Annotated in this window: 10 protein-coding genes and 1 pseudogene; 3 read left to right on the top strand and 8 right to left on the bottom strand. The window is 41.1% G+C overall.

Annotation, left to right across the window (positions count from 1 at the left end; translation table 11 throughout):
* Positions 1-294: 294 nt before the first annotated feature.
* On the top strand, positions 295-573 hold the full coding sequence (locus RMY63_RS09075; protein ID WP_322728392.1) for a hypothetical protein: 279 nt from the start codon (positions 295-297) through the stop codon (positions 571-573).
* Between the two features lie 232 nt (positions 574-805).
* Here the strand turns inward: RMY63_RS09075 and RMY63_RS09070 are convergent, their stop codons facing one another.
* The 8 genes and pseudogenes from RMY63_RS09070 to RMY63_RS09035 all read right to left on the bottom strand — a co-directional run bounded on the left by RMY63_RS09070 (position 806) and on the right by RMY63_RS09035 (position 8,782).
* Complete coding sequence (locus RMY63_RS09070) at positions 806-2,308, bottom strand: HlyD family efflux transporter periplasmic adaptor subunit (RefSeq protein WP_322728391.1); 1,503 nt, start codon at positions 2,306-2,308, stop codon at positions 806-808.
* Positions 2,309-2,333: 25 nt separating this feature from the next.
* Positions 2,334-4,553, bottom strand: coding sequence for a peptidase domain-containing ABC transporter (locus tag RMY63_RS09065; RefSeq protein ID WP_322728390.1), 2,220 nt, complete (start codon positions 4,551-4,553; stop codon positions 2,334-2,336).
* Between the two features lie 129 nt (positions 4,554-4,682).
* Positions 4,683-5,078 carry a hypothetical protein gene (locus tag RMY63_RS09060; RefSeq protein ID WP_322728389.1) on the bottom strand — a complete coding sequence of 132 codons (396 nt, stop codon included), beginning with the start codon at positions 5,076-5,078 and terminating at the stop codon, positions 4,683-4,685.
* 421 nt (positions 5,079-5,499) lie between these two features.
* Positions 5,500-5,658: pseudogene (locus RMY63_RS09055) on the bottom strand (cysteine peptidase family C39 domain-containing protein); the annotation flags it as partial.
* A gap of 263 nt (positions 5,659-5,921) precedes the next feature.
* A complete protein-coding gene (locus RMY63_RS09050) occupies positions 5,922-6,335 on the bottom strand; it encodes a hypothetical protein (RefSeq protein WP_322728387.1) in 414 nt (137 codons plus the stop codon).
* Between the two features lie 491 nt (positions 6,336-6,826).
* A complete protein-coding gene (locus tag RMY63_RS09045) occupies positions 6,827-7,381 on the bottom strand; it encodes a hypothetical protein (protein WP_322728386.1) in 555 nt (184 codons plus the stop codon).
* A gap of 70 nt (positions 7,382-7,451) precedes the next feature.
* Positions 7,452-7,796, bottom strand: coding sequence for a hypothetical protein (locus RMY63_RS09040; RefSeq protein WP_322728385.1), 345 nt, complete (start codon positions 7,794-7,796; stop codon positions 7,452-7,454).
* 644 nt (positions 7,797-8,440) lie between these two features.
* Positions 8,441-8,782, bottom strand: a complete 342-nt coding sequence (locus RMY63_RS09035; protein WP_322728384.1) for a hypothetical protein — start codon at positions 8,780-8,782, stop codon at positions 8,441-8,443.
* A 428-nt stretch (positions 8,783-9,210) separates the two neighbouring features.
* On the opposite strand from RMY63_RS09035, the gene RMY63_RS09030 reads away from it, so the two are divergent.
* Both RMY63_RS09030 and RMY63_RS09025 read left to right on the top strand, forming a co-directional pair.
* Positions 9,211-10,398, top strand: a complete 1,188-nt coding sequence (locus RMY63_RS09030) for a sigma-70 family RNA polymerase sigma factor (protein ID WP_322728383.1) — start codon at positions 9,211-9,213, stop codon at positions 10,396-10,398.
* A 225-nt stretch (positions 10,399-10,623) separates the two neighbouring features.
* A complete protein-coding gene (locus tag RMY63_RS09025; protein ID WP_322728382.1) occupies positions 10,624-11,775 on the top strand; it encodes a DUF1822 family protein in 1,152 nt (383 codons plus the stop codon).
* Positions 11,776-11,904 lie beyond the last annotated feature (129 nt).

The raw sequence follows: 11,904 nt of genomic DNA, 5'->3' as shown, positions 1-11,904 counted from the left end.
ATTCAATAAACGATTGCCCGAATTCAATAAACGATTGCCCGAATTCAATAAACGATTGCCCGAATTCAATAAACGATTGCCCGAATTCAATAAACGATTGCCCGAATTCAATAAACGATTGCCCGAATTCAATAAACGACTGCACAGATGCCTAATTCTATGTAAAAATACCTGGAAATTCTGTTGACAAGTATAAAAATATACTATATATTGAAATAAGAAAGGCGATCGCCCTCGCCCAAGAGTTTGCGATCGCCTTTCATTTAACCCCTACAATTGGAGTCAACTATGATCATGGCACAATCAAAAAAGTTTGCCAAATCACAACAAGAGCAGTATTTACCTACCCAAGGCAACAACGCACCCCCTCTGAATCTATCTGACCAAAAGCCATCACCAAAAAGAGAACCGATTAAACATTTATTGATTGGTTCACCAAAAGCCGTTATCAGCAGAATTCACTTGTTGCAAGTTCTCGGCTATGCCAGCGTTGGTGACTGGAGTGTGCTATTACCAACAGGTAATCCAGATGAAGTCATGAGTATTTTAAGCCGTCAGATTTTGATGCAATAACTCAGTTAAACACTATTTAGCTTTCTAACTACGGTGTATACACAAGTCTGAAATAGCTGATTAACCAGGGTTTTACCCCACTCTAACCCTCCCCTTTCTAAGGGGAGGAAACAAGATTTCTTATTTCTCCCCAATATATCGGGGGGATTAAGGGGGGTAATTTGACTTACTGAAACCCACAACGTAGGGCATGGGGTATTCTGAATTCTGAATTCTGTCTTCTGACTCCTTCTCATAAATCACTAATCAACCTCGCCTTACGGAGAAAGAATTGCAGCACAGTTTCTTCACGGGAAATAATATCAACCCTACCTTCCATGCCCAATTGAATGTGACACTGGTTTTTCCCTTTACCTAAAACTAGAGTTTCCGGTTCAATAGTCACTTCATAGAAAGCACCGGGCGCAGTAGCTTTTGGACTAGTGTTGCCATTCATCGATGCATTTGTGCCATTATTTTGAGGAGCGATCGCATCTGGAGAGATTGTCTGCACTGTACCATTGAGAGTACCATAATCTGGGTAAGGACAAGCACTGACCCGCATTTGGACTTTTTGACCAATTTTTAACTTACTTTGATCTTCAGATCCTACTGCTGCTTTCAAAACTTGAGGCGCATCAGTGGGGACAATTTGCAATACTTCCTCGCCAGCCCGCACAGTTTGACCTGGGTTTCGCAGATTGAGTTGGGAAATGATACCATCGGCAGTAGCTGCGATCGCGGTTTGAGCTAAATCTATTTCGGCTTGTTTGAGTTCGCTAGTATCACGTTCTAACTGCTTTTCTGTTTCAATCCGTTGCTTAATTAAGGCTTGGCGTTCCTTTTCTATTGTTGCTTTGTTGCTTTCCCCTCCAGCTTTTTCTTGAGCTATCCTTTCAGTAGCAACAGTTACTTCTGTATTACTTGGATTTACGGCAACTTGGGCGCGTTGCCTTCTGGCAATCACAGCAGATACTGCTTGTTGTAACCGTTCAATTGTCTGTTTTTGCGCCTCCACTGCTGCTGCTTGCGCCTTTACTGCTTGCTCTTGCTGTTTGGCAGCTAATTGTGCTTCTTCCAATTGATCCCTAGATAGTGCCCCTTGGGTAGCGACACTCTCATATCGGTTCTGTTTTGACTGGGCTACACCCAAGGCAGCTTCAGTAGCGTGAAAATTCGCTTGTGCTGTTTTTAACTGTGCTTTCCCAGCCTGCAATTCTTTCTCGGCTATTTTGACGTTGGCATCAGCTTCTTGGAGTTCGGAAACAGTGGTAAGATTTTTATCTTGATATTCCCGACGGCGACCGCTCAATTCGGCTTGAGCGCCAGTAATAATCCGGTTGATGCGGTCAGTTTCGGCTCGAATCTGGCTGTTGAGGGCATTAATCTGGGCATTAATTTGCACTAGTTGTAACTTAGATTGTTGAATACTAGTTTGCAATTGGCTTTTTTTGGTTTGCAGACGGGAGTCATCGATAGTTGCGATCGCATCTCCTTTTTTGATCAGTTGATTTTGTTTGACATAAATGTGCATAACCTGGCCTTCAGTCGCCGCTTGCACAATTCGCAATTCACCCGCCGGACGCACAACCGCCTGTGCTTGAACTGTAACCTTATACTTACAAATTGCCGCAAGTGGCACAGCTAATCCGAGAACGCAGAGAATAAACATTCCGCCCCATGTTGTCCAACGAGTAATTGGTGGGATAAATTCGTTTGTTTGAATTGGGGGTAAAAAATTTGTATTGCTAACCATGATGTCTTACGAATTACGAATTATCTTAATTAATGGTGGCAGTCTTACCGTTATGATGAGCCGGGGAAGATATCAGCGCCAACCCATTATGAGAGGGGAAAATATCATCTAAGAAATCTAAATGTTCGCCAGGTAAAGAGCGCAATTCTTCTGGTGTACCTTGGATTTTTAAGCGTCCTTGTTCTAAAAATACAATTAAATCTGCCCTCTGTATCACCTTGGGACGGTGACTAATTAAAATAGTCGTTTGATTGTGACGATAGGATAAAAGTCTATCTAGTACTTGTCTTTCGCTTACTGGGTCGAGTGCGCCCGTGGATTCATCTAAAATTAAGACTGGTGGCTGAGTAACTATGGCTCTGGCGATAGCTAATCTTTGCTTTTGTCCACCAGAAAGATTTGCCCCAAATTCTCCTAAAACAGTTTGATATTTATCAGGTAATTTGCTAATAAATTCATCTGCACCTGCAATTTGACAAGCTTTGACAATTTCTTCAAAACTAATATGGGGATAGCTAAAGTTGAAGTTATCAATAATAGAACGACTCCAGAAATGGGGTTCTTGGGGAACTAATACCACTTGTTGACGCAAACATTCTAAGGATAGGTCTTGCTGATTATAAAAACCATAACGAATATTGCCAGACTCGACTTTATATAAGCCAGTCATCAATTTTGCCAGGGTACTTTTACCACAGCCAGATTTGCCAATTAAAGCAATGACTTTACCGCCAGGAATAGTTAAGGAAAAATCTTGTAGGAGGTCAACTCTACCTGCGTGATGAAAGTTAAGTTCAGTGCAAGTAATATCTGCATTTCCAGGAATTTGTGCCCAAGGCTTTTTAAAATCATTTTCGGATTCTGGGGTAGCGTCAATCACTTCTGTCATCCGTTGAAGGACTATCTGGGCTGTGATAAACTCATCTACTAAGCCGATGGCAGCACCTAAGAAGCCAAGAAAGTTGCCACTCATGCCGTTATATGCCATTAATTGACCGATTGTTAAGGTGCGATTAATGACTAAATAGCTACCCATCCAAAGGATGCCAATACTAATGAAGGTGGAAAGAATGCCAGTAACTGTACTGCTATACAGTCCCAGTTTCATCATACTCCAGCCCAAATTGGCGAGGCGACCATAATTCCCTTGGTATTCTGACCAAGCTTGGGGAGTGGCTTGGGTAGTTTTTAATACTTGGACGCCACGAAATGTTTCTACCAAAAAACCTTGGTTTTCTGTACCTGAAACAATTAAATTTCGGGTTTTCTGCCGCATTGCGGGTAAGAAAAGCAGGTTAACACCCGTGACAATTATAAATGCAACTATGGAAGCTAGAGTTAGTTCCCAACTGTAAAAGAGCATAAAGCTCAAGGAAATTACAGCAATAAAGAATTGACTGGGTAATCCGAGGACAATTTGGGAAACTAAGCTATTGATGGCTTTGACATCGGCAATGCGGCTGACAACTTCTCCACTGCGTCGTCCTTCAAAGTAGGAAAGGGGTAAATGTAAAAGTTTGCGTCCGTATTCTAGAATTAGTCCTAATTGCAATTTTTGACCGAAGTGACCGATGAGGTGAGATTGGACTAAACTAATGGCGCTTCTAATTAAGTTCATGGCGATAACGCCAATGGCCACAGTAGTTAGTAGTTGGGTATCGCCTCGGACTAACACATCATCGGTGAGGAGTTGCATCATGAAGGGAGATGCCAAAGAAAGCAGTCCAATGGCGATGTTAATAGCGATCGCTTGGGCGAGAATAGAACGATAGGGCCAAACCCGTTGCAGATATCTTCCCAGTCCGCCAATTTTATCTGATTCTTGTTGATAAAAACGACTGTCGTCTGGAGTCAGCAGTAACATGACGCCATTACCCCAACCTGCCATTAACTCTTGACGGGTAAGATAACGAATACCAACACCAGGGTCAGCGATGACGTATTTTTTGCCTTTTTGTCCGTATAATACGACCCAGTGGTAGCCTTTCCAGTGGATAATTGCTGGTAGGGGAGCTTGATCTAATTGGTCGATTACTTGAGGACTAGCTTTAACTTGGCGGGCATTGAATCCTAGTACTTCTGCACCCCGCTTCAATCCCAGCAAGGATGTTCCTCTAGAACCAGTGCCTACGGCTTCTCGAACGCGGTTGAGAGTAAATGTGCGTCCGTGGTGTTTGGCAATGGTTGCAAGACTTGCAGCACCGCAGTCTTCTTCACTGTGTTGTAGAACTATCTGGTATTTCATTTTCTGGACGACTGTAGAGGAGAAAGAATCGTCGGGGTTTAAAAAAGCCCCGACAATGTTTAATGTTCAGCTTCTGAGAACTAAAAGTTTGCCTGTGTGGTTACTGAGTATCTCCAAGTTCTGAGGAGTTTAGGCAATAACCTCGTAAAATACTCGATATTCAGAGTCACTTCCGCTGATTACCCTTGATGTTTGACCGTTTGTGGGATTTTTAACATTAAAACCGCCTAAATAATCATCGGGATTACCTGGGGGGTCGGCATCAAAAAAATCAAGCGTTGCAGTCCCGCTGAAATCAAAAAATTTGTTGATGTTAATTACATCCCCTGTTTTCACATTCTTAACAGTTCCGTGAATTTTGTTGCCGTTGAGTTTAATAACGACGTCGTCTCCATTAACACCCGGGAGGATGTCTGAACTTGCTCTGAGGGCAAGGGCTTTATACAAAAAGAGTCTAGCACCGCCTTCGATGACGGCTCCTTCTTTAGGAGTTAATTCAGTAAATAATTGTTCTTTATCAGCCATTATTTTCTCCATCTTAAATTGTTAATTGCTAATTGTTTTGACTGAGAAAAGTTACCAATTAGGCACTAATTAAATGCCCAATACAGAGATAATTAGATAAATTATAATTCACCTTATTTGCACCTTTTTTGTAGTACTTACTAGGTGAACCTCTCTGCATATCACTCTTTACGATGACTTTGAGTTTTTATGCATTTGGAGCAGAACTATTTTTATAAATCTGGCAAATCCTTATGCATAAACAAATCGGGGCACTTGTCCCGACCTTATATTGTATTCAGCTTCTTAACCCAGATTTTTGAGTAGTGACTGTTTGATCTGAACCAAGACAGTTAAGAAAATTGTAGGTTGGGTTAAGCAAAGCGCAACCCAACAAAGTCCCGGAAATGTTGGGTTTCGTTCCTCAACCCAACCTACACACTCGCTTCAATTCCAGCAAGAATGTTCCTCTAGAACCAGTGCCTACGGCTTCTCGGACGCGGTTGAGGGTAAATGTGTGTCCGTGGTGTTTGGCAATGGTTGCAAGACTTGCAGCATCGCAGTCTTCTTCACTGTGTTGTAGAACTATCTGGTATTTCATTACTGTGTTGGAGGACTATTTGGTATTTCATTGTCAAGACGAATGGTAATGGAAAAAAAGAAGTCGGGGTTTTCTCCCCGACTAGAGATGATATTTAGTTTGTTAAACCTAAACATCTGAGTACTGGACTATTTCTAGAAAGTTCTACCAATTTGAAAAATGATTGTGATATATGAATTGCTCAAAAGCTTAGTCACTAACTTTTTTTACAATCCAAAATCTAAAATCCAAAATGGTATTACTCAGGTCGGTTTGTAACCTCTTCAAGCGACATCGTAGAATACTTTGTATCTAGAACCGCTCCCACTTATAGTGGGTTTTTGCAGACCGTTTGTTACCCCGGAGACGGAAATACCGCCTAGAGCGTCGTCAGAGTCTGGCCAATCACTATCGAAAAAGCTGATTTCTGCATATTCAAAAAAGTTAAATTCCCAAGCTACGTTTTTAGCATCTCCTGTACCCATATCACCTACACTGTAGTTAGTGGTTATGCCGTCAAGAGTGACCTTAGCATAGACATCGTCTTTGCCTTTATACCAAGGATCTGCACCATCTGCGAGGCAAAGTAGACTATATACATTGAGTGTATAACCCCCTTCAAGAATAGAGGCTTCTTCTGGCGTTAGGTTAGTGAAAAGTTGTTCCTGAGCAACAACAGTAGAAGTGATATTTGACATGGTTTTTCTCTCTTTGTTAATTAGGTGATGCAGAGATAATTAGGTAACTTTTAAGAAGTTGTATATTTGTGGGATACATTTGCGGATGCAACTATCGAAATTTTGTTCTTGACGAAATCATCGAATGATTCAGCAAGTCCCCAAAGAAAGCATCTTTTTAGTGTTACTTACTAAATGAATTTCTCTGCATATCACTCTTTACGACGACTTTGAGTTTTTATGCACTTGAAGCAGAACTATTTTTAAAAATCTGGCAAATCCTTATGCATAAAAAAATCGGGGCACTTGCCCCGACCTTATATTGTATTCAGCTTCTTAGCCCAGATTTTTGAGTAGTGACTCTTTGATTTGAACCAAGACAGGACAATCTAACCTCGGAAACTCAAATCAGTAAATCCATTTGAGAATTGCAAATTAGGCTATCCTATAGAGTTCGATATCATATGGATTACCAACAGAAAATATATTAATAATTGTCATAATTAATCCGGCTAAATAGGGTTGAGGATTACGTCATTGCAAGATTGGAACCACTTAGAGCCGCCAAAACCTCCAGTAACGAAGTTTCTGCTAAATTCTGGGACACTTCCGTTCCAGCCTGGTGGAACACTCAAATTAAGAATTCCTCCAGAGCGGATTCCACCTCTAGGGACATCAGCCCATTGCCCAATAACCGTATCGCCAATTCTTGTTCCCTTGTATACATTAGTCCAGGTTCTGCCATCATCAGCGCTCATTCCCAGCCACCAAATTTCATTGCCAATTTGCCTAACGTAATAGGTGCCTCCATCATCCGAATGCCAAATTCCATTGAAGTCACTAGAGGCAATACATAGAGCTTGCACTGGCTGGTTCAGCACTAACGGCATCGTTACAACTGAAGTCGGAATCACTGACAGAGCTACAAGTGTTGATAATCCAAAACCGAGTTTTTTAACTTTCTCTTTTTTTGGCGAAGGTATTTTTGTCCCATCACTGTTGGTATCTATATTCTTAGATATTACATCGCCATTGGCATCGTAAGTATAAGTTGTTGTTGAGGTCATAAATTTGTGTTCCTTGATAAATAACTAACCTCGGAAATTCAAATCAATAAATCCAGTTGAGAATTGCACATTAGCCTACGGAATAAAGATCGATATCATATGGATTGTCAGGACTTGGGTCGTTTTGAAACTCATATACTCCATCAGTCAAAGTGTATTTTTTGAGTTTTTTGTAGTCAATTCTAACGTCAGCATCAAATTCAATGGTTAATCCACCTCCATACGTGGTATATATAAGATCAGCTCCAGATGCTAGATCGCTTGTTCGTATACCATTGACAGCGTAGGGGATATCGTATTCCGTTTTGTTTCTAAGGGCAAAAACTTCGTATCCGCCACTAATTGTTTCAGTAGCTTGTTCGTCAAGTTCTTTGATCAAACCAAAATATTCTAGGTAGCTTTGATTGTTTAACATGGGCTTTCTCCTTTTTTCATTAAGTCGTGCAGAGAGAATCAGCTAATTTTTAAGATATTTAATATCTCCGTGATGAATTTGCGGCTGTAACTATAGCAAGGGACTAGGAACTAGGGACTGGGGACTGGGTGAAAAGCCTTTGTCTTGAAAAGTGACGCTCCTGCGTCGCTAACGCTGCGCTAGCAGATCGGCCCAAGCCGCCGCTCCGACGCCAGTCGCCACAAGTCGGGAAACCCGCCCAAGGCGCTGGCTCGACTTTTCGCTTTGTGTCTAAGTTTTATCATCTGTTAATGTCCTAACCACCAAGGCTTGTGCTATATCAAAATTTTGTTCTGTATTTGACGAAATTATCCAATGATTTAGCAAGCAACCAAAAAAGCATCTTTTTTGTGGTATTTACTAGTTCAACCTTTTTGCATATCACTCTTTACGACGACTTTGAGTTTTTATGCACTTAGATCAGAATTATTCTGAAAAATCTGATAAATCCTTATGCATAAAAAAATCGGGGTATTTGCCCCGATTTTATACTTTACCTAGCTTTTTAGGTCAGAGTTTTGAGTGATTACATCTTTGATATGAACCGAGACAGGACAATCTAACCTCGAAAATTCAAATCAGTAAATCAACTTGAGAATTGCAGATTAAGCTACGGTATAGATATTGAAATCATATGGATTGCCAGGACTTGGGTCGTCTTGGAACTCATATACTCTTCCATCAGCCAAATTGTATTCTTTGTATAGCTCGTAGCCACCTCGCTTATCACTGTCAAACTCAATGATTCCTCCGCTGTACGCGGTATAATACCATGTTTCGTTTGCAGGCAGTGTAAATGGCGTATCATCTAAGGAAAAGTTAACGTCAAATCCCACTGTGTTTTTAATGGTAAAAACTTCGTAACCGCCACTAATTGTTTCAGCAGCTTGTTCGTCAAGTTCTTCAATTAAACCAAAAGATTCTAGACAGCTTTGATTAGCTAACATGATTTTTTCCTTTGTTAATTAGATCATGCAGAGATAAGTAGGTAACTTTTAAGAAGTTGCATATTTGTGGGATGAATTTGCGGCTGTAAGCATCGAAATTTTGTTCTGTATTTAACGAACTTATTCAATGATTCCGCTAGTCCCCAAAGAAAGCATCTTTGTAAATGAACTTCTCTGCATATCACTCTCTACGATGACTTTTAGTCTTTATGCACTCAGATCAGAAAAATTTTGAAAAATCTGTAAAGGGATTTCCAAGAAATAAATTATTCAATTTTGTGGGGTGGGCATCTTGCCCACCCCACAAGAAATAATTGGATATTTTTTTATTTGCAAGTCCCAAAGTCCTTACGCAGCAAGGAATTAGCTTTTGTCCCTATGGCTGTATAATTAAAATCAGCTATGGTTCAAACAACGGCAAGTATTCCATGCAACCCCGACAGGGCATTGTTGAAATCTTTTCTACCTTTGTGCAATTTGATCTAGACCAATTTAGTGGTTGGGCAACAGATGCCAAACTGCGACGCAGCATGAAAGTTTGCCTGGAGGAGTCATCAACTGAGAAATCAGATACCTTTTGGGCACTTTACTGGTATAGAGTTTGGCAGACTCAATCTAGTGCTGTGGCACAGGCACATATTTCTGCTTACTTACAAGAGGTGTGCTATTGGACTGCCAGAAAATTTGTCCTTAACTTTCCCACACAATCATCTGTAGCAGATTGTTTTCAGATGGCGATCGCTAATATTAACAAAATACTCAAAACTTTCAACCCTGAATACAGTTCGCATTTAAAAGCCTATGCACAATTAACTTTTGAATCGATTATCAAAGATGCACTGCGCTTACACCGGGAAGCAGACATTTGCTCAGACTGGGCATTATTGCATAAACTCAGCCGCAAACGACTAGTGCAGTCATTACAAAATGCCGGATTTAACGCCGAAAGCATCGAGAGTTATGTTTTAGCCTGGGAATGCTTTAAGGAACTTTACACAGGTGACAATAGAAAAATTCGTCAGCTTGCCAAACCAGATGCTCAAACTTGGGAAGCTATTAGTCATCTTTATAATGCAGAACGTTTCAGCCGATTGAGTTCACCCACTGCCGCAGTCAATCAGCAAACCATAGAAACCTGGGTATTATCTGCTGCTAAAGCTGCCCGTACTTTCCTCTATCCTAAGTTTGTTTCCACAGACGCTCCCCTCCAAGAAGACGATCGTAATTTATTAGATATATTGCCTGTAGATTTGCAAACATCTTTACTAACGGAAATTATTGAGCAAGAAGAAACTGCGAATATGCGATCGCACCAAACTCAGTTAAACCAAGTTTTGTACAAAGCGATCGCTACACTCGATGCTGAGTCTCAAAAAGTACTACAAGCTTACTACGTTCAACAACTAACTCAACAAGAAATTGCTGCACAGTTAGAAATTAAGCAATATACTGTTTCCCGTCGCCTTAGCAGCATTAAAAAGTCATTGCTCCTGACTCTCACACAATGGAGTCAAAACACCTTGCATATTTCCCTCAAATCCGACGTAGTAGATGCCATAAACACAAGTTTAGAGGAATGGCTGAAAGTCCAATATAGCCATACCCAGATTCAATGAGCAGACAAGAAATAATTTTGTCTCTCCTCTCTCCCTAATATGGTCTTTATATGGAGCGATTCCCAAATTATTTATGGGAACTCCAAAAAATAAATTATCCAATTTGTCTACTCAACTAGACTTCTTTCTTCCTTGTCCCCCTTGTCCCCCTTGTCCCCTTGTCCCCTTGTCCCCTTGTCCCCCTTGTCCCTCTGCGATTGAATATTTTTTTACTTGGAAGTCCCTATGTTGAACCCACCTCCCCCATTCACAATTGACTCGCAGCATTTATACTTGGAAATTACCCAATCTCCAGAGGCACAAGAACAACCATACTCAACAGCTGGTGCTTGTCAACGTGGGTGGATAAATCAAAAATGCTTGCAAGCATTTTTGCCTTGGTTCAAGGAGGAAATTGCTCCCACCGCCAGAGTTTATCCTAACAGTGCGGCATTACCGAGTTTTTGGGAAGTAGTCAATGGCACAGCTATTACTTTCGATCGCGATCGCCTTGTATTAATTCCCACCCTGGCGATGGATGACGATGAGTTGCGCGTACCGCAAGAATGGGTAGATATACCAGAATGGGTTGCTGACTATTACATAGCAGTACAAGTCAATCCTGATGATGGCTGGATGAAGATTTTTGGCTACACAACCCATCAAATTCTGAAAACAAAAGGGGTTTATGATGCTGGCGATCGCACTTACAGCTTGGAAAGGGAAGATTTAATTCCAGATATTAATGTGCTGTGGGTTACACGCCAACTCGATCGGTCAGAAGCCTTACGTACCGAGATTGCACCTTTAGATTCTATTGCCAAAATCCAGGCAGAAAACCTTTTAGAAAGATTGGGCGATCGCAATGTGAAATTTCCGCGTTTGGCAGTTCCATTTTCACTCTGGGGTGCGCTCTTGGCACATAGCGGTTGGCGAAAAAAGTTGTATGAACTGCGTCAGGGTTTACTCATACAGTCGTCAATTCCGCAATGGTTACAGACAGGAGTAGCCAATTTAGCTCAACAGTGGGGATGGGAAAAAAGAGAATTTGTTGTAGTACCTGTGGGAATGCGGAGTGCAGAACCAGTTCTCGGCTTGTCTCGGCAAATAATAGTTGCAGAGCAAACATACGAGTTACGTATTTTCCCAAAAGGCGCTTTTGAGAACCATGTTTGGCGCTTTGAATTGCGAAGTACAACTCCTAATAGTCAAATTCCGGCTGGGTTTAAGCTCCGACTACTAACGGAAGACTTACAAGCTTTTGAAAATAATCAAGATACGGCAGCAACACCTGTAGATATGTTGTATTTGGAAGTAATTTTGGAACTAGGAGAAGGATTGGTTTGGGAAATCGAACCCACACCTGAAGAATATGACCGAGAAATTTTGCGGTTTTAAGTGTTACCTTCAAAAATATTTACGTTTAGCCTCTATTATTTGCTCTTACACTGAATTTAACTACACACAGTAGGCAATTCGTTTAGCAACCAAGATACATACAGCAGGGTGTAAGGGCACGGTAGTGCC

It is taken from the genome of Nostoc sp. ChiQUE01b, from assembly GCF_034531255.1.
Classification (GTDB): domain Bacteria; phylum Cyanobacteriota; class Cyanobacteriia; order Cyanobacteriales; family Nostocaceae; genus Nostoc.
This window is presented reverse-complemented; position numbering and strand designations above follow the sequence as displayed.